This window comes from Desulfofundulus thermosubterraneus DSM 16057 (genome assembly GCF_900142025.1).
In the GTDB taxonomy this organism is placed as follows: domain Bacteria; phylum Bacillota; class Desulfotomaculia; order Desulfotomaculales; family Desulfovirgulaceae; genus Desulfofundulus; species Desulfofundulus thermosubterraneus.
This window is the reverse complement of the sequence record NZ_FQZM01000007.1, coordinates 1-26,921: the sequence shown is the minus strand read 5'-3', so window position 1 is coordinate 26,921 and position 26,921 is coordinate 1. Positions and strand designations below refer to the sequence as shown.

Below are 26,921 nucleotides of genomic sequence, written 5' to 3'. Positions count from 1 at the left end.
CGGTTTTCCTCCTTTCCGCAAGTCAAAGGTACATGCCGGGCGCCGTTCATCCCGCGCCACCATAGCCAACCGTTACCAGCTTATGTGTTTTATAGCAAAAAGGTGTATTTTTCCTAGACCAGGGCCTGCACAATTTCTTCCATGCGCATGCCCCGGGAGCCTTTCACCAATATGACATCCCCGGGCCGGACTAGATTTTTTAATAATTTAATAGCCTCACCTTTTGATGCGCACCGGAAGATATACCCGCCGGGCATTCCGGCCGCCAGCGCCCCATCGGCCATAAAACGGGCTAAATTACCCACCGTAATCAGGTAATCCACCACCCCGGCGGCATCACTGCCCACCCGGCGATGAGCGGCCTGAGCTTCGTCTCCCAGTTCCAGCATATCTCCCAGAACGGCAATGCGACGCCCTTTGGCATCCGTTTCAGCCAGCACCTGCAGAGCAGCCCGGGTTGAGGACGGGTTGGCATTATAGGCATCGTTAATGATTTGTAGCCCCTGGCAATCAATTATTTCCAGGCGCATGGGCGTCAAGACCGCCCCGGCCAAGCCGGCGGCAATGTCTTCTAACGCCACACCCAGCGCCCAGGCTACTCCCACCGCGGCCAGGGCGTTTTCCACATTGTGCCGCCCCGGCAGGGGTAAATATATTTCCGCTTCCCCCCCGTCGGGCACCCTCACCCAGAACCGGTTGCCACCCTTTTCCGGACGGATGTCCCTACCAAGAACATCCGCTTCGCCACCGATGCCGAACAAATACACTCGCCCCCGGCAACGGGCCGCCTCCCGATGGATATAGGGGCTGTCCCGGTGCAAAACGGCAAACCCTTCAGGGCCGATGGTTTCCAGGATTTCTCCCTTGGCCCGGGCAATGTTATCTACCGACCCCAGGCGCTCTATGTGGGCCTCCCCAATATTGGTGATCACTGCTCCCGTGGGTCTGGCCAAGCGGCAAAGGAAGGCAATTTCCCCCGGCCCCCGCATGGCCATTTCTACTACCACTGCCTGAGAGCACTCATCAAGCTCCAGGAGGGTAAGGGGCAAGCCAATTTCGTTGTTCCTGTTGCCTGTGGTTTTCAAAGTGTTAAACCGCCGGGAGAGGGCGGCTGCCACCAGGTCCTTGGTGCTGGTTTTACCAGAACTGCCGGTAATACCAATCACCGGCACCCGGTAAGCCTCCCGGTTATAGCGGGCCAGTTTTTGTAAAGCGGCCAGGGTGTTGTCCACCTGAATTACGGCAGCCCCGGGATTTATGCCGGACACTACCCGCTCCACCACCACCCCGGCGGCACCAGCGGCCAGAGCCTGGGGCACAAAGTCATGGCCGTCATGCCGTTGCCCCCGGAGGGCAAAAAACAACTCGCCTCCCGTAAGACTGCGGCTGTCTATGGAAACGGCCTGGACCCGGATGCCCGCGTCCCCCTGATAAAGCCTCCCATTTATGGCCCGCGCCACTTCCTCCAGGGTCATGGTCTTCACGGCGCATCTCCTCTACTCAAAAGGTCGTCCAGTACTTTAGTAACTTCACTGCGATCATCAAAAGGATATTTAGTTGTACCGATAATTTGATAATTCTCATGTCCTTTGCCAGCAATAATGACCGTATCCCCCGGGGCGGCAACCCCTAGGGCAAAGCGAATGGCTTGCCGCCGATCGGGCACCACCTGGTAGTCGGAACGGATCCGCCGCACCCCTTCTTCTACCTGGGAAATAATCTTCATGGGATCCTCGGTGCGGGGGTTATCCGAAGTAATCACCGGAAGGTCACTCAGGCGCGCGGCAATCTCCCCCATGAGGGGCCGCTTGGTGGGATCCCGATCGCCACCACAACCAAATACAGTAATCAACCTACCCCTGGTTATGGCCCGGGCGGTGGTGAGGATGTTTTCCAGCCCGTCGGGGGTATGGGCGTAGTCCACCACTACTGCAAAGTCCTGCCCCCGGTTTACCAGTTCAAAGCGACCCGGCACACCTTCCACCGACTCCAGGGCCCGAACCGCCAGCGGTAAGGGAACACCCCCGGCCAATGCCGCCGTGAGAGCGGCCAGGGCATTATAAACGTTGAAATAACCGGTTAATTTTAAGTTAACCGGGCATTCTCCCCAAGGTCCGGTGACGGTAAAAGAAGCGCCCCGGGGGGTAACTTTAACCTCCTGGGCCCGCACCTGCGCTTCCGCCGAAAGGCCGTAGGTATAAACGGGCACTTTTGTTGCCGCCGCGATCCTTTCCGCCCGGGGATCGTCGGCGTTAATGACCGCCAGGGCAGGCTTGCCATCCCGGCCCAGCCCCCGGAACAACAGCGTCTTTGCCGCCAGGTAATCCTCCATGTCCCGGTGGAAATCCAGGTGGTCCTGCGTAATATTCGTAAACACCCCGGCATCAAAGGCACACCCGGCCACCCGGTTTAAAGCCAGGGCATGGGAACTTACCTCCATTACCGCCACTTCAATACCATTATTTACCATTTCTGCCAGCAACTTTTGTAGGTCCAGGGATTCAGGGGTAGTGTGGGATACGGGCAATACCCGGCCACCAATCCAGTTGGCAATGGTACCAATAAGTCCCACCTTATTTCCCACCGCCCGGTAAATGGCTGCCAGCAAATGGGTGGTAGTGGTTTTACCGTTTGTCCCGGTAACCCCGATTAATTTTAACTTCCGGGACGGATAACTGTAATAGCGTGCAGCCAGCAAAGCCAGAGCCAGGCGGGTGTCGGGCACCCGCGCGAAGGCAATACCGGAAGGAAGGGGGATTTCCTTTTGCACCACCACGGCTACTGCACCCCTGGATACCGCCTGTTCCACATAACGGTGGCCATCGGTGGTGAAGCCCTCCACGGCAACAAACAGAAAACCCGGTTGCACCTGCCGCGAGTCGTAAGCAATGCCCGCTATATGTACCTGTTGATTGCCTCCTACAGCCAGACAGGTTTGCCCCTCGATCAACTCGCTAAACAACAAGCGAAATCCTCCTTCCTTACCAGAAAGGTTCCCGTGGTTATACTACCACCCCTGCTGTGACAATGCAATAAGAGCCCTTCTGTCCTTTTTATGGTATTATTTCCAATTTTATTATTACACAACTCATGTTATGGCCTCTCCACAAATTTCCCCACCGGCCGGGCAGTGGCAGGGGGTGCCTGAGACAACCCGGATCTGGGTGTGAACTCTACCCTCACTGTGGTACCCCGGGGGACTTTTTCCCCGGGCCGGGGGTTTTGACTGGCGGCTTCCCCAACCCCCACCGCCTCCAGGCGGAGATCCATACCCGCCAGCAGGGCGGCCACCTCGGTGATGGTAAGGCCCGTAAGATTGGGAACAGTAACCGGTCCTTCCCTTGATTTACCCCCGGGAGGCTGCAGATCCAGCACCACCGAGGTGCCGCTTAACACCTCCGCCCCCGCTTTAGGTGTCTGATCCTGGACGATGGCCCCCTCCCCCCGGACTACAAAGGATAGTCCTCCCTCGCGCAAGATATTCTGGGCCGTTTCCAGGGGATAATTCACCACGTTTGGCACCCGGACCTTAACCCGGAGCTGTTCAAAGTACACGAAGGGATCCTTTGGTTTTTCGAGGCCAGGTGTTTCGGGTACCTGCAGGTAATGCAGAGTGTCCCGGACCACTTCCCGGAACACGGGAGCGGCCACCTGGCTACCGTAATAGATACCTCCCTGGGGCTCGGCAACCATAACCAGGGCGGCAACCCGCGGGTTATCTGCCGGGGCAAAGCCGGTAAAGGAAGCCACGTATTTCCCGCTTACGTAGCCGCCCCCTTCCCCAACCACCTGGGCGGTACCGGTTTTGCCGGCCACCCGGTAGCCGTCAATGAAGGCATTTCTACCGGTACCCTTCATGACCACCGCCTGGAGCAGACCCGCCACCTGGCGGGCCTTTTCCTGGTCAAGCACCCGGCGCACCACATCGGGCTGGAAGGTCTTAATTACCTTGCCTGCCGGGTCACGGATTTCTTTTACCAGATGGGGGCGCAATAAAACACCACCGTTGGCCACAGCGCAGGTAGCAGTTAGCAATTGAATTGGCGTTACGGCAATGGACTGGCCTATGGCCATGGTAGCCAGGTTAAGGTTAGTTGCCTTTTTTTCGGGAATGAGAATACCGGTGGCCTCCCCGGGCAGGTCAATGCCGGTTACATCTCCAAATCCAAATTTCTTGATGTATGAGTAAAACTTTTCCTTTCCCAGGCGCAGGCCCACCTCTACAAATCCGGGGTTACAGGAATTCATCACCACCTGTTCAAAGGTCTGGCTGCCGTGGCCGCCGTCAGCCCAACAGCGTATGTAGCGGTCGGCAACCTTTATGTAGCCCGGATCGAAGAACTGGTCATCGGCCTTAACCACCCCTTCGCTGATGGCTGCTGCAGTGGTAATGATTTTAAAGGTGGAACCCGGCTCGTAATTGTACCAGATGGCTGGATTACGATCCCAAACCCCCTGCGGGGCAGTCATCCAGTTTTTCGAATCAAAGGTGGGGCGATTACCCATGGCCAGGATTTCCCCAGTCCGGGGGTCCATAACGATAATCACCGCCAGTTTGGGGTTATATTTGGCCACCACCCGGTCCAGTTCCCGTTCAACAAACTGCTGGATGGTTTCATCCAGAGTCAACACTAGGCTGTTTCCCTGCCGGGGGGGAATATATTTATGCAACGCCCCGGGAACCTCCCGTCCGGTGGCATCCTGTTCCACCACAATGCGGCCGCGGGTTCCCTGTAATTCCCGGTCAAAGGTCTTTTCTATGCCCATGAGCCCCTGGTTGTCTATCCCTGTAAAGCCCAGGACATGGGGCGCCAGGGAACCAAACACGTAATGCCTGATGCTTTCTTCCACAAAAAAGAGACCGGGCAATTTGAGCTGCTTAATTTTCTCCACTGTCCCCGGTTCTAATTTGCGGGCAACCCATTCATAGCATGATTTGCGGGAGAGGATTTGGTAGAGGCGTTCCACTTTCATATCCAGGAGAGGTGCAAGCTGTTCCGCAACCCGGCGGGGATCCTTTACGAGGTAGGGGATGGCATAAAGAGACTCCGCGCTGACGCTGGTTACCAGTAGACGGCCGTTCCGGTCGTAAATATTTCCTCGCTTGGCCTCCACCGGAATATCCCGCATCCGCACTTCCAGGGCCTTTTGCTGCAGTTCATCCGCCCGTACAAACTGGATCCACGCCAAACGGCCTATTAAAGCAACGAGGGCCGCAGTGGCCAAAAGGAAAAGAGAAGTCAACCTGCGGCGGATAATGATGTTGGTGGTGCGCATACCCTTCTCCTCCAGATAGCGCCCACCCGTGAAAAAATGTGTTCTTTAGCCGGAATGTTTTGAGGAACGGTGAATGACCAGATCGGTCAGGGCCTGCAGGATCCAGTGATGCTCCCTGGGTGTACGCCCCTTCTCCGTATCACCGGACGCAGATTTTTCGGCCGGCCTGGGTTCCGGGAGGGCATCCTGGAACTCGCCTGCAGCCTTCACCAGTACCACCTGGCGCTCGTCTGGCTTCACCATGCCCAAGCGGGTGGTGGCCACGGCCTCCACCCGTTCCAGGGAGGATAGCCTGGACACCTCCTCGGCAAGACCCCGGGTCTCGATTTCCAGCTCTGCCAGCTCTTTTTGCATGCGGGTGATCTGATACCCGGTAATGAGTACCCGGGAGTAGAAAATCGAAATCAAGATACCCAATGCAAAAACGAGCAGGATCAGGAGCATTAATACCAGATGTTCCCGGGGCCGTGCTTGCGGCCGGGGATGACCCGCGGGGGTTAACCCTTTCCCGGGCGGGCTTTGGTGGTAAGGTTGTTCCTTGGCTACTATCAAAGCTTATTCACCCCCCGTGGCATTTAGAACCGGGCTTAATTTTTCTGCCACCCTTAAGCGGGCACTGCGGGAGCGGGGATTTAAATTTACCTCCCTTTCCGAGGGTGCCACCCCCCCGGGTGTAAGTACCCGCAGCACAGGCTTTTGCCCGCATATGCACTGGGGAAAACTGGGTGGGCACACGCATGGATTGGCCAGCCGGCGAAATGAATTTTTGACGATCCGGTCCTCCAGTGAGTGAAAAGTGATCACCAGAATGCGTCCTCCTGGCAAAAGTAGGTCAACCGCCTGGCGCAAAGCTTCCGGCAGAACCTCCAGTTCCCGGTTTACGGCAATTCTTAAGGCCTTAAAGGTTCGCCGGGCTGGGTGGGGGCCGCTGCGCCTGCTTTTTGCCGGAATTGCTTCTTTGATTATTTCCACCAGCTGGGAAGTAGTTATTATGGGCTGGTGCTGTCTTTTCCGCACAATGAAGGAAGCAATCCTCCTGGCCCAGCGTTCCTCGCCATAGCGGGCAATGATCCCGGCCAGTTCCTCTTCTCCCAGGTTATTGACCAGGTCGGCGGCAGTGTGGCGCATAGCCGGGTCCATGCGCATATCCAGGGGACCCTCGTGGTGGTAGCTGAAACCCCGTTCAGGAACATCCAGTTGAGGAGAACTCACACCAAGGTCAAAGAGTATGCCGTTTACAGCCGGAATACCCAGTTCATCCAGGACCTGGGGCAGGTTGATAAAGTTTTCCCTTACCAGGGTGACTCGTTCCCCGTAAGGAGCCAGGTACCGGGCGGCCGCTTCCAGGGCATGGGGGTCCTGGTCCAGGCCGATCAGGCAGCCGGCGGGGCTGCTCTTTTCCAGGATGGCTGCAGCGTGCCCCCCTCCCCCGACGGTGCAGTCCACATAGGTGCCCCCGCTTTGCGGGTTCAACCATGCCAGCACTTCCTCCAGCAATACCGGTTGATGAGTGAACTTTCTTTCCTCCATCCCCTGATCTTGCCCTAACGCCTCTCAAAGCACAATTTTCTCCGCAATTTCTTCCACCTGACCGGCCGCCTGGGAGTTATAGGCCTCCCACCGCTCAGCAGACCAGATCTCCACCCTGGCGGAAACACCAATCACCACTACGTCCTTTTCGATACCCGCATATTCCCTTAAGTTTCCTGGAATAAGTATTCTACCCTGTTTATCTACCTCGCATTCACAGGCACCGGCAAAGAAAAAACGCACAAAGGCCCGGGCGTCGGCCCTGGTCAAGGGTAAGGACCGCATCTTATTTTCCATTTCCGCCCATTCTTGAGGGGGGTAGGCGAAAAGGCATCCGTCCAGACCCTTGGTCAAAACGAATTTTTCGCCCAGGCCTTCGCGGAAGCGGGCTGGTATAATCAACCGTCCCTTGGCATCAATGGTATGCCGGTACTCGCCTAAAAACATGCCGGATGCCCCACTATGATCCACTTTGATTCCACTTCACTCCACATCTCACCACCCTAAATTCTCCAGAGAGAAATGAATTCCTGCAGGCTCACAGGAAAAAAATAAAAATAGCCAGCTTTTTCTGGCTATGTCAAGGCTACTATTAGAGAGGTATTGTCTCCCGCACCCGTTCTTTGAACACCACCACCTCACGGTAGCCGGCAACTTGCAACCATTGCCTTGCCTGATCCCAGCCGTAAGCAACCAGGTGGGGTTGGTGGGCATCGGAGCCCACGGTCACCGGAACGTGGTAGCGGCGGCAGAGCTTGAGGAAATCTAAAGAGGGGTAAATTTCCCCGGCGGGCATGCGCAAACCAGCCGTATTGACCTCCACGCATACACCACCCTCGGCAAAGGCCCGGGCCGTCTCTTCGTAAAGCTCCTGCAAGTCTATGCGTGCCCGGTAACCAAACTTTTTGATTAAATCCGGGTGGGCGATGGCATCAAAAAGACCCGCGCAGGCCGCCTGCTGCACCAGTTGAAAGTACTGCCGGTATAATTCATCAACATCCCGCCGGATGTATTCCTCCACCAGGTCCGGGTTATCAAAACCCCAGCCGTCCAGGTAGTGCACCGAACCTAGAACATAGTCGAAGGGGTAACGGGAAAGGAGCACACCCAGGTGGTTTTCGTAACCCGGTATATAATCGCACTCTATCCCCAAATAGATGGTCAGAGCGGAACAGCTCTGCTTAAGCTTCCGGATTGACTCAACATACCGGGGCAACTCCTCCTCGCTCATGGCCAGTTCCGGATCCCGCTGGCCGGGAGGCAGCCAGTACATGGGAACATGATCGGCAAAACCGATATGTTTAAGACCCCGGTAGCGGGCCATAGCAATATACTCCTCCATATCTCCCGTGGCGTGCCCGCAACGTCTGGTGTGCAGGTGCAGGTCGGGCAGCACGATTAAAACGCCCCCTCATTAACCCGCTCCGACACTTGCCGGGTGAGACGGTAAATATGCTCGGCCAGTTCCGGGGCCAAAAGCCCGGTGCCACAGGCAGGGGTAATCATGGACTGGCGGTGCAACAGCTCAGCCGGGATACCCCGCTCTACCAGGCCCCGGATAAGTTCTTTCCATCTCAACAGCAGGGATTCCGCGTCTTCACCAAAGGCCTTTTCAGAGGTGGGCACGATACCCCACGCAATGACCCCACCTCTTTCAATGAAGTCCCTTAATTCTCGGGCGTAAACAAACAGGGATGGTCCAAAGTTATAGGCATCCAAATTGATAATGTCCAGATCACATTCACAGAGGATGGACCAGTCTATGGCATCGCAGGAATGCACCCCGGCCAACCCGCCCGCCTGGTGAATAAAGTGAAAAATGGCGTTGAGATCGGTTTTGATCATCTCCCGGGTGACGGTAATATAAGTGGACTGGCCGTAGACGCTGATGGCCGGCTCGTCCACGAAAATGATGGGTGTCCGGTTAAGGCCGGCCAGGGTACGGGCCTGCCAGTAAGCGTGGGCGGCCAGGGTTTTTACCACCAGGTCCCGCAGCTGGTCCTCGTAATAGGCCACCCGGCCCCGGCGGTTCTTCAATTGAAAGGCAACGGTAAGGGGGCCGGCCAGGTGGCCCTTGAGATAAAGGGCCTCCCCCATATCCCTGGCCATTTCTTCCATGAAGGCATAAAAACCTGCCGCTGCCTCGCGGGGCAGGGTAAAGTATTCCAGGGCGGTGAGGTCTTTTTCTTCCACGGCCAGGTAGGCCGTATAAAAGTTAGTGAGCTTTTCTGGCCAGTGGGGGTTTTCATCATCAAACACAGCCCCGTCATTTTCCATCAGCAACAACTCAAAGTGGACCAGGGGTTGTAAAAACTGGTACACAAAGCCCTCGACACCACCCCTTTGGGGCAGCTGGGGCCAGTGGGGAATAACGGGCATGTTTTCTCTAATCAGGGGCAGGGCCTGTCCCGGGTCGGTATAAGGCAGGCTACCAATACCTGTAGCTAAACCGCCGGGAGAAAAGGTCATCACAAATCCCTCCTTTTCTAACAAGGTAATTATATACCGGCCTTATCCTAAAGCAAAGTAAAAAAATAGCCCCTACCCTAGAAAGGTCGGGGCTAACTCCGGCTTCTTTTTTCCTGCAACACGCGTTTTAACTCGGGGAGCGATGCTCTAGCGGCCTTTTCTCCCTGAGCAATGCAGTAAGCATTGCGGGAGAAGTCCCAGGGGGTAACCCCGGTGAGAACGGGGCGGATCACTACGTCGGCATAGTTTTCCAATTTAACCCGGGTAACCTCGCTGCCGATAATATCCAGCGATTGAGTGAGTAACTGGACCATATTTTCAATTGGCTTATAGTGCTCTCCTTCGTACCCCACATCTACTCCCACCACCACATCGGCGCCAAGAAGATGAAGCACTTCCACCGGTACATTTTCCCGCAGACCGCCGTCGACTAACAGCCGGTCGCCAATTTTCTTCGGTTCAAATAGTCCCGGAACGGAACAGCTGGCCCGCACCGCCCGGGCCACCGGTACCCCGCGGATAAAATAAATATCCTCGGGTGGAGGGCTGTAGTTGACATCTTCACTGACGAAAATAATACGGTGTCCGGTGTGAATATCCACTGAAGTAATGGCGAGCAACTTCCTCAGCTGGCGGAAGGTTTTCCGCTCCACCAGGCGTTCCACCCAACTTTCCAGCTTGCAACCCGACATTAACCCCAGGGGAGAAGGAAAGGGTACGGGCAAATGAAATAAATCGATGAGAACCTTAACGGCCATGGCTCCCAGGTTAACAAACATAGGCCCCAGATCGTAAATATCCTGGGGATTTACTTCCAGGGCCAGCTTTTCCATTTCCCGGATGCTCCAACCGCTGCAGTAAAGCGCGGCAACTATGCTGCCAGCACTGGTTCCTGCTACCAGGTGCGGTTCAATCCCCTCGACAGCCAACACTTTCAACACACCAACATGGGCTATACCCCGCAAAAAGCCGCCACCCAAAGCCAGTCCCAGCTTAACCCCGCCCCCCATGACTATCCCTCCTGGAGGATCAATCATGCTATTTTCATGGTATGAGGAAAGATACCCGGCGGTTCCTGATGTTTCTCTCCTTCTAACCAAAGAACCGGCTGCCTTTTACTAAATTTTGTCGCTCCTTTCATGCCTCCTCTCTCTTAATGAATTAAAAACCGGTTCCGCGTAACAGAACCGGCATCTTTAAATCTAGATCACCACTATTACAATAACCGCAATGAGTACAAGCACCAGCAGGAATACCCCGCCGACGATCCACCACGGGCTAATTTTATTGATTGGAAAAGACTGTAGCCAATCTGTAAATATCCCTTCTAGCTTCATCGAAACCCGACACCCCTTGTTTTTTAATTATCATATTATGGCATTGGCCAAATGGTTCCAGATAACAAGAGGTTACGGGTATTTTTTGATGCTAAGGAACAACTTACCGCTGGCTATAGGCCTCTACGCCAAAGAGAGGCAACCGGTCTTGCTACGGCCCGGCAATAAGTCTGGTGTGTTTCTTCGGCAATGTATTGCCAATCGTAAATGGTAATAACCTTACGCCAGGCACGCCGGCACATTTCAACGGCCAGTTCAGGATAAAAGAGCAGCTGGGTGATATAATGGGCCAGCATGTCCGGTCTACCCGGCGGCGCCTTGTAACCATCTACCCCATGCTCTACAATTTCACCCAATCCACCGGTGTCGGCAACCACTACCGGAACCCTGGCAGCCATAGCCTCTAGAGCCACGATCCCAAAGGGCTCGTAAAGGCTGGGGAAGACCGCTACCCGGGCCATTTCCAAAAGGCGGTTACGCCCCAGATCATCCACAAAACCCACAAACTGCACCTTCGGTGACAGCCCCAGTTCCTCAACACGACCCTTCAAATATTCCTCGTAGGGGCCCCGGCCGGCCACCAGCAACCGGGTACCTTTAACCCGCCCCGAAATGGATGCCAGAGCCTCTAGGAGCACCTGCACTCCCTTTTCAGGCACCAGACGGCCCAGGAACACGATGTTCGGGTCCCGGTGATACAGGTCTTTGCAATCCGGTTCTAACGTCCTCCCATCGGTTAAATTGGCCGGATCCACCCCGTTGGGAATTACCTTTACCTTTTCCCGATCCAGCTCAAAAAGACGACTTATTTCCTCGGCCATGTAATTGCTGCAACAGATAACCAGAGCAGCCCTCTGGGTGAGCTGGTATTCCTTTTCGTGGATACGGCGCTGCAAGCCGGTACGGATGCCCCTGTTCCGCCCGTACTCCGTGGCATGGATGGTGGCTACCAGGGGAAACCCGTACTGTTCATGCAGGTGTTCACCGGCCGCCCCCACCATCCAGTCATGGGCATGGACCAGGTGCGGCGCCCCCCAGTCGGCGATGACTTGACCGGCGAGCTCGATCATGCCCCTGTTTAACTGTCCAACCCAAGTCAAAAAATCCTTGGCGTTAAGCTGCTCCGGCAGGAGCCGGTGCACGTGGACTCCCTGTTGGAGGGAGTAAGCTTTTTCCCCCGGCACGGGACAGGTAATGACATGCACTTCGTCCCCCAGGCGGACCAGGGCACGGGAAAGATCGTAAACATGCCGGGCTAGGCCACCCACAGTAGCAGGTGGATATTCCCAGGATAGCATTAAGATACGCAAAGGTGACCTGGTCCCCACGCAGATGCCGTTGTATCGCCGGTGGCGGCTGTAAATGCGGTAGTCCAGCTGGGAAAAAATGTTGTCCCTGTATTCCATTTCCTGGAGCACCGCCTCGTCAATATACCCATTTTCCAATTGCTCCGCCAGGAGGTTAAACCTGCCAATATGCTCGGTGAATCTTTTCCGGGCATAGTCCACGGCGGTTTCCATTCTAAGGATAAAGGCCCAGTCACTGCTTTGGGCTAAAAGCAATTCCCGGGCAGCCTGATTTAAGGCCCTCTTTTTCACCCCGGCAGCGTCCGGATGCAAGTCGGCCAGGTCTGCCATGGCGGCCTCGGCCCGGTGGAGGTGGCGGTAAATCCAGTCATTGCTGGGATTCAGCCAGACATGGTTGTAACCCCCTTTCCCCCAGCTGCTCATGGGCAGATCCACCACCTGCAAATCGGGGTGCAGGGACAGGTACCGGCCGGGAGTAATCATCTGGATAACATCCTGATCGAAGCAAATTTTGCGGCAAAGCAAGTCTATCCATTGAGGACCTTCATACCACCAGTGACCAAACAACTCCGCGTCATAAGGAGCAACTACCAGCGGGGGGCGGTCCATCTTTGCCCCGTGACGAAGCACCTGCTGTTGCCGACTGAAAAGAAAGTGAGCGGCATGCTCCGCTGCCCGTTCCCGGGCTAGCTCTGGACGGTAAGGTTCTTTATGGGGGCCCGGGCCGGTAATACGGTAATACTTAAACCCGGTATCCACCCGGATAGTACCCGCCGGCAGATAGGGACGCAAATAGTCCAGATCCAGGTCATAACCAATATCCCGGTAAAACTCCCTGTAGAAAAAGTCGCCGGGATAACCCGTTTGCCTGTCCCAAACCTGACGGGAACTCTCCGGGTCTCGTCCAAAAACGGCCACTCCGTTGGCACAACTGGCCGGGGCAAAAACACCGTAGCGGGGAACGGGATCCGCGTACAATAACCCGTGAGTCTCAACAAAGAAATAACTAATACCGAATTCTTTAAGCAACTCCTCCACGCCAGGTGTATATCCGCATTCCGGCAACCAGAACCCATCGGGAGGCCCGCCGAAATGCCGCGCAAAAAACTCCACTCCCACACCAATTTGTGCCCTTCTGGCCTCCCTGGTCTGCATTAGCGGTAAATATCCATGGGTGGCGCAAGTGGTAATTAGCTCCACTTTTCCTGACTTCTGCAAGGTCCGGAAGGCGCCAATCAGATCGCCTTGGTATTTATTTGTATATGCCCTTTGGACGTCATTTAACTTTTCCAGATACATCAAGGCCAGCGGGTGCAGACTGGCGTCTCCCGCGGTACGCCGGCACTCCGCCTCCCCCAACTGGATCATTGCCTCCAGGTGGTTTAGGTAACGTTTTTGAAGCAATGGATCGGCAAGCATAGCTAAAAGGGGCGGAGAAAGGGATATGGTTAGCTGAAAGGATACTCCGTCCCGGACCAACCCTTGCAGCACTTCCAGCAGGGGAATGTAGCACTCGGTTAGAGCCTCAAAGAACCAGCGTTCTTCCAGGCACTCGGGCATCTCCGGATGCTTTACAAAGGGTAAATGGGCGTGCAGCACTAGCGCCAGGTAGCCTTCGGGCATTGCGATGTTACCCCTTTCCAGTTAGTAAGTTAGCTCCTATGCACTAAATCCATTGAACTGTATCCTCCCCAAAAAGCATTGCTATCACCTTGTTCTTCTGCGGTGTCTTTGTTTGTAGTATCCAGAATAACAGTCTTAACTTTCAAAAACCGAACCATTCCCTCCACTGGCCGGGTACGGGGCGTAACGACCTTATTGGAACGAAGCAGTGGATAAAACTCTCCCTCCGGCCCGTAATAACCAAGTTCGGCGTGGTAAGTATGCTCAGGGAGCACATTGCGAAAATACCAGTCGTTAGTAAAGGGGGGAAGAGACACTTCCTTTAAAACGGTACTCACCCGGTTCGACCCGGTAGTATAAAGCCGTAAAACTAAAAAACGCTCATCTCCCAGGGACTCCCACTGCCCCCGGGACAATTCCCAGTAACTGAAAATGATAGTGGGTTCCTGTACCATCAAAACCAGCCTGTTTTCATTGTAGTGCCGCGGCAGTTCCATGCTTAAATACCCCCCTCGTGTATCTGGGAAAAGTCCGGTATCACTATCATACTCCACCAGCTTGTACCAATACAACCATCTCAAGTCAACTTTAATGTGAAATTTACAAATGCTCTTTTGATATGTGACTATTTTCACATAAGTAGGCACAAAACAGTCTTTGCCGGAGACTTTTTATATACGTACACCCCTCTCTTTAATATTGAAAAATGTTCGTTACATACATCATAGTACACAATCCAAGGCCTGTGAACACTAGTAATTAACCTTATGGTAGCTGTTGCTAATAGCCACTTTGATTGTGAAATTTTTCACGCTCCTGCGAAAAAAGTTCTTTTTGCAAACTCTTAATCCTCCTTTACTGCACATTCCTTACAATATCCAAAAAATTTTAACTCGTGGTCGGTAATGGTAAAGTTATAGGCTTCCGTAACCTGTTTCTCTAGATCCTCCAATAAATCTTCATTAACCTCTATAATTTTTCCGCAACTGGTACAAACGAGATGATGGTGATGGTGTCCTTCTCCCCGCTCACCACCAAACTCATAGCGTTTGCGTCCGTCGCCGAAATCAATGCTGTGGATAATATCAAAATCCAAAAAGAGTTCTAAAGTACGGTAAACTGTGGCCAGTCCCACGTCGGGAGCTTTTTGTTTAACCAGATTATAAATCTCCTCCGCACTTAAATGTTTGTCTTTATTTTCCAAGAGCACGCGCAGGATATGCTCCCGGCGCGGCGTAAGTTTAGAATCGCCGGCCCGGAGTTTTTCCTCCACCTCGTTAATGACTCTTTGCATCCGGAGCTCACCCCGCCATTAAGCCCTTTGTGTAAGTATAATGAACATACAGAAAAAAGTCAATGGCAGCTTTGAAAGAAAACTAGCTTAGCGTAAATATGGCGGGTAGCGCAGCCGCCGGCGCCGGCGGCGTACCATAATGGTTCTTAATCGCAAAGCCACAATAAACACAATCGTACCCAGAAGCCAAGTAGACCAACGCCTGGTTGCACTAATCTCTACGGCCCGGGCTGATAACAACTCCACCCTTCCTAGCTCCTCACCCCCAGCTTGGATAAAAACCAGTTCCCCCACCTTTTGCCCTGTGGACAGAGGTGCCCGTAGATCGTGGCGCATAACGATTTTCCGCTCAAAGGATGGCTTTTCACCGAAGGGAAAATTAATATAAAAACTATTTCCGGTAATGGCCTCAACTTCTTCAGCACCACCGGGCACAGAAAAGGAAGACACCTTCTCCCCCTTTTCCACCAACTTAACAGGTTCAAAGGCGGAAAAGCCATAGTCAAGCAGGGCCCGGGCATCACTGTAAACAGCGGCCCCCTGACTGTTCAAGATCACGGCAATTAATTCCCGGTTATCGCGTTGGGCGGCGGCCACCAAGCATTGCCCCGCCTCAACGGTATAACCGGTCTTAACCCCGATGGCCCCTTCGTAAAGGGAAAGAAGCCGGTTGTGATTCCAAAGGTGCTCCTGGGGAGGTCCTTTACTTCTGTCCGCATCCGGCCGCCGGATCTGCTTCAAACGGGTGGACACAATGGTTCTGAAGGTAGGATTTTGCATGGCATACCGGGCAATCAGGGCCAAGTCGTAGGCAGTAGTATAATGCTGGGGGTCGGGTAGACCGCTGGGATTCTGGAAACTACTTGCCCGGGCTCCGATTAAGCGCGCCTTTTCATTCATTAGAGCAGCAAAAGCAGGGACTGAACCGGCTACATGTTCGGCAATGGCTATAGCCGCATCATTGGCTGAAGCCAGCAACAGTGCATACAGTAGATCCTCCATGGTGAGCCTCTCGCCTTCCTGCAAGCCGATGGCAGATCCCTCAACCCGGGCGGCTTCCCGGGAAACAGTAACCACTTCATCCAGGCGGGAATGTTCCAGGGCTATAATGGCCGTGAGAATCTTAGTAGTACTAGCCGGATACATGGGTGAACTGGCATTTTTCTGGTATAGAACCTGCCCGTTCCGCGCGTCCATCAGTAAAGCCGCTTCCCCTAATGTTTGCGGTAGTGACGCTGCTTGGGCAGCTTGGGAAAATAAAAACAAAAAGCAACAAAAAAAGGTTGTCCACAAGCGCCGCATGGTCTACCCCCGTACGATGTTCCCTAAATGTACAACTTTTAAAAAAATAAAGGTTGGTGCAAAAAAAACAACGAGAGCGACTTTATTATATTCAAATTTCAAGGCCATTTCAACAGAAAGTACAATCTAAGTTTTGCACAGAGGGACATAATAAAAATACACTTCAAGAAAGGAGGGTTCAAGAGGAAGAAGATGGACATTCGAGGAATGGAATTTGCCGACCTGAACGACATCCAGCTCAGCCAGCTACAGGAAGTAGAGAAAAAATTAAATGCCGGACGGCAGGGCAAAGAAATAATTCTTTTAGCCTTCACCCGTGAATCATAAAATAAAGCTATTTTTGCAAGGGTGGGAAATTTTCCCGCCCAACTTTTTGCCCCGCGTTTCCCAGCTCTATCTCCAGATCCTGGCACCAGTTTATAAAGGTTCTGCAGCCCTAAAAAGACCTTTTCCGCATCACGGATGGACTTCATCTCCGGCGAAAAGCGTTTCAGGCGCCCCCACACTTCCAACCATATCCGGCAGCCTTCTTTCTTTTCCTTCGCTGCGGAGACGGCCGCCTTTCATAATATCTTGCCTGAAAAGCATGCCCCCGTAAACTCTGCAGGGTATTGAAGCCTACGCAATAAGATAGTATGCTTAAAAGCGGGGGATGCATCATGATTTTTCAAAAAAGGGGGTTTAAAAACCAGATCTTGGTTCTAATTGCCCTGCTTCTGGTTTTACCCATTGTGCTGGCAGGATATATGTTAAACGTCATACACAATACCCAGTTAAGCATGATAGAAAGCCAGAAGAAAAAAATAGCTAAAGCCATGGAGCTTCTGGATGCCAGCTTGACCGCATCCTTTGACGACCTTTTAACCAGAGCGAATGCTGCCCAGGCCCCCCGCCGGGATAAAGTTAAATTACTAAACCGGCAACTAAAACCGCTGATTGTAAAAATAAAGGAGAACTACCCGGAACTGGAACTGGGATTCTATTCCCGCGACCTGGATGTTATTCTGGACGGCGATGAAAACAGTTACGGCGAAAATTTCTCAAAGCGGCGCAAGCGGGCCTTTGACGAAACCATCAGCACCAGTAAACCGGTAGTGGAAACCCTGGGCCTTTCCGAGGGGGGACAACTGGAGATGTACCGGCCCCTGATGCGCCATGGGAAAGTCATCGGTGCCGTCTGGGCCACGGAAAATCTCTCCGCACTCTACCGGCGGGTAGACCGGGTGCAGCGGGACGCTTACCTGGTTATTGCCGTAGGCTTGCTGGTTGGACTGGGAGGTACCTTTGCCCTCATCCGTAATCTGGTGGCAGCTGTAAACCAGGTCAAAACAGGGGTCCAGTTGCTGGAAACAGACCTCACCTATGTTCTGCCTCCTGCCACCGGTGAACTGGGAGAGATTACCGAAGCCATCAACCACCTGGCCACCAAACTGGTAAACGTACAAAATTACAATGAAATTATCCTGGCCAGCATTGACGACGGCATCCTGGCCGTAGACCTGCGTGCAGTGCTCATTGGGGTCAATGCCGCGGCAAAACGCATACTCGGCCTGCCGGAAGACTGCCTGGATAAGCCCCTGGAAGAAACCTTCCCACCGGATTCCCCCTTTTATAATTACCTGACAACCGCATTGCATGAGCACCGGCTGGTAAAAGACCAGGAAGTGCTGCACCCTGCCAGCGAAGGGAAGACGCTGCACCTTTTGATTAGCACCAACCTGATGACCAACATCCGCCGGGAGATCATAGGAGTGGTGTTGACCTGCCGGGATATCACCGACAGGGTGCACCTGGAAGAACAAATCCGGCGCCAGGAACGGCTGGCCTCCCTGGGCAAGCTGGTGGCCGGTGTGGCGCATGAAATCCGCAATCCTTTAACATCTATCAGCGGCTATATTCAATTCTGGCAGAAAAATCCCACCCCCTCTCCTCGCTCGCTTTCTATCATCCAGCGGGAAATCAACCGGTTAAACACCATTGTAGATAAGCTGCTGCATTTTGCCAGGCCAGCCCAGGCCGTTTTCGGTATCCACGACGTCAACCTGCTGGTCAACCGGGTAGCCCAGTTTTTCCAGGATGCTCATAATTCAGAGGTTGAAATCAAAAGAGAATTAACCGGAGATCTTCCACCGGCCTGGATGGACCCAAGCCAAATGGAACAGGTCCTCTACAACGTCCTGTACAACGCCGCTCAGGCTATGTCCGGCAGGGGAACAATTATCGTTTCCACAGAACTTGAGGCAGAAAAAAATATGGTTTTAGTAAAGGTAAAGGACTCGGGTCGGGGCATACCACCGGAAATCATGCCCCACCTGTTTGACCCCTTTTTTACCACAAAGCCCAGGGGAGTGGGTTTGGGGTTGGCCATTGCCTATGAAATAATTCGTGCCCATGGCGGGGAAATAGAGCTGGAAAGCCAGCTCGGACAGGGCACTACCTGCAAAATTTACATTCCCGTGGCAAAGGAGGAAGGATAAATGGCACTGGTGCTGGTGGTAGACGACGAAGAAAGTGTCTGCGAATTTTTAACTGAAGTGCTGGAAGATGCCGGATACCGCGTCCAGACAGCCCAGGATGGCCCGCGAGCATTAGAATTAATTAGCCAGAACCCACCCGATGCCGTCTTGCTGGACATCCGCATGCCAGAACTGGACGGCATGCAGGTAATGGACCGGATTCAGCAACAGGACAACCGCCTGCCGGTAATCCTGATGACTGCCTTCGGCACTACCGAAATGGCCATTCAGGCCATGAAAGCCGGTGCCTTTGACTATATCATCAAGCCCTTTAACCTGGACGAGCTGGTCCTGACGGTAAAAAAGGCCGTAACCATGAGACAGCTGGCCATGGAAGTAGAAGCCTTGCGGGAAGGCCGCACGCCGGAACCCCTCTCCATGGAAACCATGATTGGACAGTCGCCGGCCATGCAGGCAGTTTACAAAAACATCGGCCGGGTGGCGGCAAGCAACGTCACGGTGCTCATTCAAGGAGAAAGCGGAACGGGCAAGGAACTGGTGGCCCGGGCCATTCATAACAACAGCAGCCGGCGGGACGGCCCTTTCATTAAAATAAATTGTGCCGCCATACCGGAAAACTTGATGGAAAGCGAACTCTTCGGCCACGAAAAAGGTGCCTTTACTGGAGCCGGGGCCAGGAAACCCGGCAAATTCGAACTGGCCCACAGGGGAACCATCTTCTTAGATGAAATCGGGGAACTGAGCCTGGCCACCCAGGCCAAGTTGTTGCGGGTATTGCAGGAAAAGGAATTTGAACGGGTTGGAGGCACGGAAATCATCCGGGTGGATGTACGGATACTGGCAGCCACCAACAAGGATCTGGAACATTGCGTTCAGGAAGGAACCTTCCGGGAAGATCTCTACTTTCGCCTGAAGGTTGTGACCATCTGGCTTCCCCCTTTAAGGGAAAGGATGGAAGACGTTCCGGTGCTGGCCCGGGCCTTTTTGCAAAAGTACAGCCGGGAGCAGAACAAAAGCGTGACAGATTTCTCTCCCGAGGCTATGGCCCTGTTAATGCAATATGGCTGGCCGGGAAATGTGCGGGAGTTAAGAAATGTTTGTGAACAGGCAGTAGTGCTAACGAGAGGACCTGTGATTCTGCCGGAAGACTTACCCCACTCGCTACGATTTCCTCAACACGCAATCAAAGAAAATTTCATCAAGCCGGGCATGACCTTAAAGGAAATCGTAGCCGATGTGGAGCGGCAGGTAATTTTAAAGACCCTGCAGGAACACAACTGGAACCGGACCGCCACTGCGCGGGCTCTCGGTTTAAACCGGCGATCTTTGTATGCCAAAATGAAGGAGCACGGTCTATTATCCTGAACCCCGTGAAGAGAATCACAAAAACAAATACTAGCAAGTTATTTTCTGAGCTAAAGTGACACTTTCAAAAAACGTGGCGGGCAATTTCTGCCCACCAGTGGGCAAAAATTGCCCGCGCCATGACCGGCCGGATGGTAGAATACAGCCCTCCGGCCTTGATTTTTCCGCATGTTTGCCCGGCAACCGGTTATATCTGATCTGGCACCGTCATTGCTCTTTTAAATGTGCGACAAGGAACAAAAGAGAGGGGGGTGCATACCGGGAGGCATTTTGTTTTCACCCTTTTAGTGAATGCGCTTACAAGAACGTTCGGAACTTGCCTTTATTCTTCCGCATTAGGGGGGAGAAAAAATGAGCATTTTTTTGCCCATCGCCGGCGTACAAATGAGCATTTTCCTGGTGCTGGGGCTGGGCGGCCTGGTCGGCCTTTTATCCGGCCTGTTCGGAGTAGGCGGAGGTTTTTTGCTAACTCCCCTATTAATGATGGCCGGCATACCACCGGCAGTGGCTGCAGCCAGCGACACCAACCAGATTGTGGCTGCCTCCATTTCGGGAACCTGCGCCCACCTGCAGGCTGGCAACGTCGATTTTAAACTAGGACTGATCATGGTTGCCGGAGGACTTGCAGGCGGCACCGCCGGCACGGCATTGGTTCGCCTTTTAAGACAGTTGGGAAATTTCGAATTTACTCTAAAAATCATTTATGTAATCATGCTCCTGATCATAGGCAGCTTCATGTTCATGGAAAGCCTTAACGCCCTGCGAAAAAAAGGAACTGCCCCCCAACCGCAGGTTAACAAATCCCGGGAGTCGTCCCTGCTCAACCGCCTCCCCCTGAAAGCATATTTCCCAGTTTCCGGAATTGAATGTTCCATGATCTCACTGTTCGGCCTGGGTTTTCTGATTGGAGTACTGGCAGCTTTAATGGGCGTCGGCGGCGGGTTTATCATGCTCCCGGTGATGATCTACATCCTGGGCATTCCAACATTAAAGGCCGTGGGCACCAGTCTGTTTACGGTGCTATTTACTGCCGCCAATGTTACCCTGGTCCAGGCCGTAGTAAATAGAACGGTGGATGTCGTCCTGGCTCTACTGCTACTTCTGGGGTCAGCCGCCGGCGCCCAGTTGGGAGCACGTATTGGTCGCAGGTTAAAAGCAGAGCAACTGCGCATCGTTTTTTCCGTGATTGTGCTGGGGGTAATGGTCAAAATGGCTTACGACCTGCTGGCTACTCCCTCCAGCCTGATTGTACTGGGAGGTGGGCATTAATGTCGGCAAAAGCAGTAACCTGCCTGGTCATCGTAGCCCTAGTGTTAGCATTGAGTATCCCTGCCTGGGCTGGGGTAGTGAACGTAACCGCCAGTCCTGACCGCATTGATGTAGGGCTGAATTTCAGCGGGCAGAAAGTATCCATTTCAGGAATCGCCCCTCCTGATAGTGATATCTACGTTAAACTGGTTTCGCCCACAATAAACGTTAAGTTAAACAAAAAAGGCAAGTTTGGATTTCTATGGATGAATGTCAGTCATGCCATAGTCCACAACATACCTGGTATGTACCTGGTTTATTCTTCAGCACCGTTAGAGCAATTAAGCCCTGCACTGCAGAGAAGAATGGGTATCGATTCAGACTTCCAGGCAGTCCGGGACAAAGCCATCATCAAAGAGACTGCCGGCAATCATACCCGTACGCTTACAGGTCTACAAGGAAAAGATTATCTGGATGCTCTGTTCAACATGTACGAGAAAAGTGGGCTGTATCGGGTTAAGGAAAATGCCATCCAGCGGGAAGGCAGGCAGTTTCACCTTACCGTCACACTGCCCGGCTCGGCAACACAGGGTAAAACAGCTATTATCGCCTACGCAGTGAAAAACGGCCAGATCGTGGGTACCTCCAGGAGCACCCTTGATATTTGCCCGGTGGGAATGGTCCGCTGGGAGCGGACTACAGCACAAACCAAAGGCCTGCTTTATGGCACGTATGCAGTTTTAATTGCCCTGGCTGCCGGCCTGATAATCAACTTCTTATTTCACTTCTTGGAAAAACGCTTTGCTGTGTTGATGAGCAGGCTGTCAGGGAAATTACCGGCAGAAAGGAGGGAAGTCTCCACAGAAATCCACTGAGAGCGGGTTGTCAAGTTCTACCCGGAGCGGCGGTCGTCCCCCGTCGCTCCGTGCTACGGGCCAGACGAAACATCGGCTTACCCCGGAACGAACCTGGCAGCACTGCATATGCGCCGGAATTTTTCCTCATGGATAGTTATAGCATGAGCAGCTCAATCATTCTCTCGATATTGTTACCAGCGCGATTCGCGCTGCCGGTTCGCTAACCTCAGCCCAGCACTCACTGGAGCAAATTTTCTGCACAAGCGGCCAAAAGCCTATGAAGAGCAAGTAACGCATTTCGAACTTTTCCCCTCGTAGCCAGCTTCGATGCTGTTTTCAATGTGGAAACTCCTCCAATGGTTTTTCCCAGGTACGTTCCAGAGCAAAGCAGAAAATGGAAATTATCGTGAGGATGCCCGACACCTGTGCAGCAGCTAAGGAAATTAAGAAAGCTGCAGGACCCCTGATTTTTGGGATTCCTTGTAGTGCTTGTTATTCTACGGTATAATTATTAAATGAAAAAAACCTCGACTCAGGGGGCTATGTGGCTGTTGCTGCCGACAAACCTTACCCGCCAGGAATGGATATTGCTTGCCATTCTCTTTATGACGGAATTTGCCAGAGGGGCCTTTTTCCTTTCCTTCCTCCCCATTTATGCCGTTAAGCACCTGGGCCTGTCCATAACTGCAGCTGGTTTTGCGGTTTCCGCCCATTATTTTACCGAAACTGCCTCCAAAACTGCCGCAGGCTGGCATTTCGACCGTACGGGCAGGCCGGTGTTGCTGATTGGTCTAATTACCGGCCTGGCCTCCCTGATGGCCATGAAACTGTGGCCTTTGCCCGTTATTCTAGTGGGTGCCTCAGCCCTTTTTGGCCTGGGCATGTCCCCTGTCTGGCTGGGAGTAATGAGTGAGGTGGCCCCGGTAGAGATGCCCGCACGGACCAGCCGCATCGGTCTGGTTTTTGCCGCATGGTTGGCCGGAGCCGGCACCGGGCTGGTAGCCGTAAATTTCATCTTACACAGGGGGTTTGAGCTGGCCTTTTCCACGATCATCATCCTGTGGCTGGTTTCCGTAGTTCTTACCCTGTTTATTTTACCTTCTAGGGCTCGCCGCGAAAAGCAAACAAGGCAGGGTTTTTTTCTTTCCCTTGCCCGACTGGCAACCAATCCGGCAGTAACACGGATCTTAATCCCGGGAATGTTTTTGCAAACCTTGTGCGCAGGTCTGTTGTTACCCGTACTGCCCCTTTTTGCGCAAAATCAGCTGGGTTTAAGTTATAACCAGTACGGCCTGTTGCTTCTAGCAGGTGGAGGAACCGCCGTGCTTGGCCTCCTTCCGATGGGAATGGTATTGGGCCGTCTAGCCCTGAATAGCCTTTTAGCCGCCGGATTTGGGTTAAGCGCCCTTTGTCTGGGTTTACTTGCCGCCAGCCACGGCCCCCAAAGTGCCTTTCCCCTGGCTATCTTGCTTGGTTTTTCCTATGCCATAATCCTGCCAGCCTGGAACACCTTGCTGGCCAGGGTTATCCCCCCGGAGCGACAAGCTACGGGATGGGGTGTTTTTGCTACCGTTGAGGGTTTAGGAGCAGCCATCGGTCCGGCCCTGGGCAGCCTGATGGCCAGGTACGGAGGTATCACTGCTCCTATCATGCTAGCGACGCTGCTCCTTATAACCGTAGCTATCTTTTATACCTTTTATCCCATGGAAAAATTTCTCGTTAAATAACATTATTTTCTCAAGACTTTCTTTTGCTGGAGAGAAGAGCATGACGCAATCTCTGTTTAAAATAATCACTTTTCTCTTGGGGATATATGCCTTCTTACCCACCGCCCTGGCTCGCCTTTGCCATATCGGGGTCATCTGGCAGGGACCCCGGAGCGGGAAGCTGGTAGCCATTACCTTTGATGACGGCCCCGATCCCGTCTATACTCCCCAGGTTTTAGACATCTTAAAGCAATATAAGGTACGGGCATGCTTTTTTGTACTCGGTCACAAGGCCAAAGCACATCCGGAATTGATCACCAGAATGACTGCCGAAGGGCACGAAGTGGCCAGCCACGGTTATCACCATCATTTTCCCTGGTTTTTAGGGCCCCGGGCTATGATCAGGGAGGTAAGGGAAGCTAGCCGGGTAATCGCGGAAATCACCGGCCAGCCGCCGCGTTTGTACCGGCCGCCCTGGGGTTTATTTAACCTTTTCTCACTGCTCCACAGTTACCTGTTTGGCCAGCGGGTGGTATTATGGTCTTTTATGAGCTGGGACTGGGGACGCCGGTGCACCCCCGAATCCATAACCCGCCAGGTTCTTTCCCGTGTGCGAGAGGGTTCAATCCTTGTTTTCCACGATAGCGATGATACTCCGGGGGCAACTCCGGGAGCACCTGCAAAAATGCTGGCAGCACTGCCCTTAATTATAGAAGGACTACAAAAACAAGGGCTCTCCGTCGCCCCGCTAGCAGAACTGTATTTACCCCAGGAAAATTTCTGGAGCCGCCTGGGGCAAAGGATGGACTCTTTTCTTATACGATTATTCGGTATAAAGGAGCTGTACTTTGAAGGCCGCCCTACCCTCTTTCGTCTCCGGATCAAGCGTTATCGCGGCAAGCCTCTGGCTCTATCCGATGGGACAGTTTTACAACCCCGGGACCTCATTGCTGAACTTCACCTGAACAATGAAATGCTCAAAGAAATCACTCGCACCGGGAAAAGCCCGGAAAGGATTGCCCTGCTTACTTTAAAACAAGTAAAGCGTTCCCTTCCCGCCCTTGCCCGTTGGGTGCAAAGTACACCCCAGGGGAAAAATATCCGGGCTGTAGTTGGGTTAACGATGCTTTACCGGGGAACGGAACGACTAGGTTTTACCGTCAGTGAGCCTCCGGCTATCATGAAAAGCCTGGCCACCTGGTATCAAGGCTGGCTTCTGAGCCTTTATCACTCCGATGGCCGGTTACACCTACGCCGCCATAAGGAAAAGCTTTCCCCGAAAATCGTGGCTATGGGGAGGGAAGAACTGCTCCGCCGTTATTTACGGGTAACAGAAAGTGACCCCGGCCGGCGGAAACATGACACAAAATAAAAGATATAACCGCGGCAGGAATTTGTTTGATCAAAAGAGAATTTTTTAAATAAATAAACTGGCTGGCTCAATATTCTTTCGTCTTACTTTGCTCCGGGCTACACAAGGAGGTAAACATAATGAACCTGGCCCTGAGGCTAGCCGAAGTCGGCCGGCTTTTCCCCGATCACGAAGCTCTGGTTTTTCACGATCAACGCACACCCTATGCCACCCTTAACTACTGGGTTAACCGTTTCGCCAACGGTTTAAAAAAGTTAGGGCTGGCGCCTGGTGAACGGGTGCTCATAGCGCTGGAAAATTGCCCCGAATTCGTGGTTTCCTTTTACTCAGTCATAGGTGCAGGGGGCGTTGCCGTTCCCATAGATCCTCTTTATACCATTCATGAAGTGGCTGTTATTGTCCGGGACGCTTCCCCTGCCCTTGTCATTTGTAACTCGGCAAATATCTCCATATTTACCGAACTTGCCAGTGAACTCCCTATTCCCCGGGGCTTCATTGTTACAAATGTCGCAAAAACTATTCCAAATGCCTATTCCTATGAGGAATTACTAGTATCGCCTCCCGCCGACGACCCTGCCCGGCCCAGAGAAAGGGATGACGTGGCGGAAATACTTTATACTCCCGGAAATACCGGTAAGCCCAAGGGAGTGATGTTAACCTACGGCAATCTTTACAGCAACGCCTTCACCTTTGCCCGCTTGTGCAGGCTTACCTCCCAGGACCGGACCCTGCTAGTAGCACCGGCCTACCACTCGGCAGCCCAGACCTGTGTACTACACGCTTCCCTGATCACCGGGGCCACGGTGGTCATCCATGAAAAATGGCCTGGGGCCCGCGCGGTTTTACAAACCATCCAGGATGAAAAGATCACCTTTTTCTTTGGCCCGCCTACCATGTATGTGTTACTGCTGGAAGAACCGCAGGCCGAGAACTTTGATCTAAGTTCCTGGAAAATTGCCTTTTGCGGTGGCGCTCACCTGCCCGTTCAGGTTTTTCACGCCTTTGAAAAAAAGTTTGGCCTGCAGATTACGGAGGGTTACGGACTTACCGAAACTTCCCCGGTAGTATGCTGCAACCCCGTGTTTGGTATCAAAAAACCAGGTTCCGTCGGTCCCCCCATTCCGGGCGTGGAGGTAAAAATTGTAGATTATGAGGATCAACCCCTACCTACCGGTCAGGTGGGAGAAATCGTGGTCCGTGGGCCAAACATAATGAAGGGGTACTTCAACCAGAAAGAAGAAACCCAAAAGGTACTCCGCAACGGCTGGCTGCATACGGGAGACCTGGGCTATATAGACAAAGATGGCTATGTGTTCATCGTTGGCCGTAAAAAGAACGTGATCATCCGTGGAGGATTAAACATCGATCCCCGGGAGGTCGAAGAGGTTCTCTACCAGCATCCTCAGGTTTTCGATGCCGTTGTTATAGGTGTCCCCGATCCGGTGATGGGAGAAGAAGTGACGGCCCTGGTCACGCCCCGGGGCCACGAAAGGCTTGATCCTGCGGAAATACAGGCATTCTGTGCCCAAAGGCTAGCCCCTTACAAGGTACCCCGTAAAATACAGTGTATTGAAGACTTGCCCAAAACAACTTCCGGAAAACTTTTAAAGAAGGAAGTAAAAAGGATGTTAGAACATATGCATCGAGTAGGAGGGGGCGGCTAGCCCCCGTCCTCTCACACCACCGGACATGCGGGTCCGCATCCGGCGGTTCACCAAGCTTGACGAAGACTTTGATAGCGTTCGGTTAAGCTCATC

21 protein-coding genes are annotated in these 26,921 nt (G+C 53.2%); 8 read left to right on the top strand and 13 right to left on the bottom strand.

The features are described from left to right. Positions 1-113: 113 nt before the first annotated feature. The 13 genes from BUA65_RS03115 to BUA65_RS03055 form a co-directional block, all read right to left on the bottom strand. Positions 114-1,475, bottom strand: a complete 1,362-nt coding sequence (locus BUA65_RS03115; protein ID WP_341349600.1) for a UDP-N-acetylmuramoyl-tripeptide--D-alanyl-D-alanine ligase — start codon at positions 1,473-1,475, stop codon at positions 114-116. Positions 1,476-1,480: 5 nt separating this feature from the next. Beyond that, positions 1,481-2,965 carry a UDP-N-acetylmuramoyl-L-alanyl-D-glutamate--2,6-diaminopimelate ligase gene (locus BUA65_RS03110; protein ID WP_072867314.1) on the bottom strand — a complete coding sequence of 495 codons (1,485 nt, stop codon included), beginning with the start codon at positions 2,963-2,965 and terminating at the stop codon, positions 1,481-1,483. Between the two features lie 128 nt (positions 2,966-3,093). After that, complete coding sequence (locus tag BUA65_RS03105) at positions 3,094-5,277, bottom strand: stage V sporulation protein D (RefSeq protein WP_072867313.1); 2,184 nt, start codon at positions 5,275-5,277, stop codon at positions 3,094-3,096. A 45-nt stretch (positions 5,278-5,322) separates the two neighbouring features. Further along, entirely contained in the window at positions 5,323-5,829 is a 507-nt protein-coding gene (ftsL, locus tag BUA65_RS03100) for a cell division protein FtsL (RefSeq protein ID WP_072867312.1), read from the bottom strand. Between the two features lie 3 nt (positions 5,830-5,832). Continuing rightward, a complete protein-coding gene (gene rsmH, locus BUA65_RS03095; protein WP_072867311.1) occupies positions 5,833-6,807 on the bottom strand; it encodes a 16S rRNA (cytosine(1402)-N(4))-methyltransferase RsmH in 975 nt (324 codons plus the stop codon). A 24-nt stretch (positions 6,808-6,831) separates the two neighbouring features. Next, positions 6,832-7,254 (bottom strand): division/cell wall cluster transcriptional repressor MraZ, encoded by a 423-nt coding sequence (gene mraZ / locus BUA65_RS03090; protein ID WP_072867310.1) that lies wholly within the window; start codon positions 7,252-7,254, stop codon positions 6,832-6,834. 145 nt (positions 7,255-7,399) lie between these two features. After that, positions 7,400-8,203 carry a histidinol-phosphatase HisJ family protein gene (locus BUA65_RS03085; protein WP_072867309.1) on the bottom strand — a complete coding sequence of 268 codons (804 nt, stop codon included), beginning with the start codon at positions 8,201-8,203 and terminating at the stop codon, positions 7,400-7,402. Between the two features lie 2 nt (positions 8,204-8,205). Further along, positions 8,206-9,276, bottom strand: a complete 1,071-nt coding sequence (locus BUA65_RS03080; protein ID WP_072867308.1) for a uroporphyrinogen decarboxylase/cobalamine-independent methonine synthase family protein — start codon at positions 9,274-9,276, stop codon at positions 8,206-8,208. Positions 9,277-9,368: 92 nt separating this feature from the next. Beyond that, positions 9,369-10,286 (bottom strand): patatin-like phospholipase family protein, encoded by a 918-nt coding sequence (locus BUA65_RS03075; RefSeq protein WP_072867307.1) that lies wholly within the window; start codon positions 10,284-10,286, stop codon positions 9,369-9,371. Between the two features lie 440 nt (positions 10,287-10,726). Next, the gene (locus BUA65_RS03070) at positions 10,727-13,543 is read right to left on the bottom strand and encodes a 1,4-alpha-glucan branching protein domain-containing protein (protein WP_072867306.1); all 2,817 of its coding nucleotides are present in this window, start codon (positions 13,541-13,543) and stop codon (positions 10,727-10,729) included. A gap of 29 nt (positions 13,544-13,572) precedes the next feature. Then, positions 13,573-14,040, bottom strand: coding sequence for a DUF4912 domain-containing protein (locus BUA65_RS03065; protein ID WP_072867305.1), 468 nt, complete (start codon positions 14,038-14,040; stop codon positions 13,573-13,575). Positions 14,041-14,387: 347 nt separating this feature from the next. Further along, positions 14,388-14,837 (bottom strand): Fur family transcriptional regulator, encoded by a 450-nt coding sequence (locus tag BUA65_RS03060; RefSeq protein ID WP_072867304.1) that lies wholly within the window; start codon positions 14,835-14,837, stop codon positions 14,388-14,390. A gap of 87 nt (positions 14,838-14,924) precedes the next feature. Further along, positions 14,925-16,139, bottom strand: a complete 1,215-nt coding sequence (locus BUA65_RS03055) for a D-alanyl-D-alanine carboxypeptidase family protein (RefSeq protein ID WP_072867303.1) — start codon at positions 16,137-16,139, stop codon at positions 14,925-14,927. 192 nt (positions 16,140-16,331) lie between these two features. On the opposite strand from BUA65_RS03055, the gene BUA65_RS18975 reads away from it, so the two are divergent. The 8 genes from BUA65_RS18975 to BUA65_RS03015 all read left to right on the top strand — a co-directional run bounded on the left by BUA65_RS18975 (position 16,332) and on the right by BUA65_RS03015 (position 26,828). Then, the gene (locus tag BUA65_RS18975; RefSeq protein ID WP_278246255.1) at positions 16,332-16,466 is read left to right on the top strand and encodes a hypothetical protein; all 135 of its coding nucleotides are present in this window, start codon (positions 16,332-16,334) and stop codon (positions 16,464-16,466) included. Positions 16,467-16,798: 332 nt separating this feature from the next. After that, a complete protein-coding gene (atoS, locus tag BUA65_RS03045; protein ID WP_072867302.1) occupies positions 16,799-18,616 on the top strand; it encodes a two-component system sensor histidine kinase AtoS in 1,818 nt (605 codons plus the stop codon). Continuing rightward, entirely contained in the window at positions 18,617-19,981 is a 1,365-nt protein-coding gene (locus BUA65_RS03040; protein ID WP_072867301.1) for a sigma-54-dependent transcriptional regulator, read from the top strand. 351 nt (positions 19,982-20,332) lie between these two features. Further along, positions 20,333-21,250, top strand: a complete 918-nt coding sequence (locus tag BUA65_RS03035; protein ID WP_072867300.1) for a sulfite exporter TauE/SafE family protein — start codon at positions 20,333-20,335, stop codon at positions 21,248-21,250. Beyond that, on the top strand, positions 21,250-22,104 hold the full coding sequence (locus BUA65_RS03030; protein ID WP_072867299.1) for a TIGR02186 family protein: 855 nt from the start codon (positions 21,250-21,252) through the stop codon (positions 22,102-22,104). The genes BUA65_RS03035 and BUA65_RS03030 overlap by 1 nt, the downstream gene beginning before the upstream one ends. A 524-nt stretch (positions 22,105-22,628) precedes the next feature. Then, positions 22,629-23,813, top strand: a complete 1,185-nt coding sequence (locus BUA65_RS03025; protein ID WP_242656217.1) for an MFS transporter — start codon at positions 22,629-22,631, stop codon at positions 23,811-23,813. Positions 23,814-23,853: 40 nt separating this feature from the next. After that, entirely contained in the window at positions 23,854-25,164 is a 1,311-nt protein-coding gene (locus tag BUA65_RS03020) for a polysaccharide deacetylase family protein (protein WP_072867298.1), read from the top strand. A gap of 119 nt (positions 25,165-25,283) precedes the next feature. Continuing rightward, the gene (locus tag BUA65_RS03015; protein WP_072867297.1) at positions 25,284-26,828 is read left to right on the top strand and encodes a class I adenylate-forming enzyme family protein; all 1,545 of its coding nucleotides are present in this window, start codon (positions 25,284-25,286) and stop codon (positions 26,826-26,828) included. Positions 26,829-26,921 lie beyond the last annotated feature (93 nt).

Excerpts from the sequence above, each read along its gene's own strand:
- BUA65_RS03115 (WP_341349600.1), bottom strand. The coding sequence starts at position 1,475 with ATGACCCTGGAGGAAGTGGCGCGGGCCATAAATGGGAGGCTTTATCAG.
- BUA65_RS03105 (WP_072867313.1), bottom strand. The coding sequence starts at position 5,277 with ATGCGCACCACCAACATCATTATCCGCCGCAGGTTGACTTCTCTTTTC.
- rsmH (WP_072867311.1), bottom strand. The coding sequence starts at position 6,807 with ATGGAGGAAAGAAAGTTCACTCATCAACCGGTATTGCTGGAGGAAGTG.
- mraZ (WP_072867310.1), bottom strand. The coding sequence starts at position 7,254 with ATGTTTTTAGGCGAGTACCGGCATACCATTGATGCCAAGGGACGGTTG.
- BUA65_RS03080 (WP_072867308.1), bottom strand. The coding sequence starts at position 9,276 with ATGACCTTTTCTCCCGGCGGTTTAGCTACAGGTATTGGTAGCCTGCCT.
- BUA65_RS03075 (WP_072867307.1), bottom strand. The coding sequence starts at position 10,286 with ATGGGGGGCGGGGTTAAGCTGGGACTGGCTTTGGGTGGCGGCTTTTTG.
- BUA65_RS03070 (WP_072867306.1), bottom strand. The coding sequence starts at position 13,543 with ATGCCCGAAGGCTACCTGGCGCTAGTGCTGCACGCCCATTTACCCTTT.
- BUA65_RS03065 (WP_072867305.1), bottom strand. The coding sequence starts at position 14,040 with ATGGAACTGCCGCGGCACTACAATGAAAACAGGCTGGTTTTGATGGTA.
- BUA65_RS03060 (WP_072867304.1), bottom strand. The coding sequence starts at position 14,837 with ATGCAAAGAGTCATTAACGAGGTGGAGGAAAAACTCCGGGCCGGCGAT.
- BUA65_RS03055 (WP_072867303.1), bottom strand. The coding sequence starts at position 16,139 with ATGCGGCGCTTGTGGACAACCTTTTTTTGTTGCTTTTTGTTTTTATTT.
- BUA65_RS18975 (WP_278246255.1), top strand. The coding sequence starts at position 16,332 with ATGGACATTCGAGGAATGGAATTTGCCGACCTGAACGACATCCAGCTC.
- atoS (WP_072867302.1), top strand. The coding sequence starts at position 16,799 with ATGATTTTTCAAAAAAGGGGGTTTAAAAACCAGATCTTGGTTCTAATT.
- BUA65_RS03040 (WP_072867301.1), top strand. The coding sequence starts at position 18,617 with ATGGCACTGGTGCTGGTGGTAGACGACGAAGAAAGTGTCTGCGAATTT.
- BUA65_RS03035 (WP_072867300.1), top strand. The coding sequence starts at position 20,333 with ATGAGCATTTTTTTGCCCATCGCCGGCGTACAAATGAGCATTTTCCTG.
- BUA65_RS03030 (WP_072867299.1), top strand. The coding sequence starts at position 21,250 with ATGTCGGCAAAAGCAGTAACCTGCCTGGTCATCGTAGCCCTAGTGTTA.
- BUA65_RS03025 (WP_242656217.1), top strand. The coding sequence starts at position 22,629 with ATGTGGCTGTTGCTGCCGACAAACCTTACCCGCCAGGAATGGATATTG.
- BUA65_RS03020 (WP_072867298.1), top strand. The coding sequence starts at position 23,854 with ATGACGCAATCTCTGTTTAAAATAATCACTTTTCTCTTGGGGATATAT.
- BUA65_RS03015 (WP_072867297.1), top strand. The coding sequence starts at position 25,284 with ATGAACCTGGCCCTGAGGCTAGCCGAAGTCGGCCGGCTTTTCCCCGAT.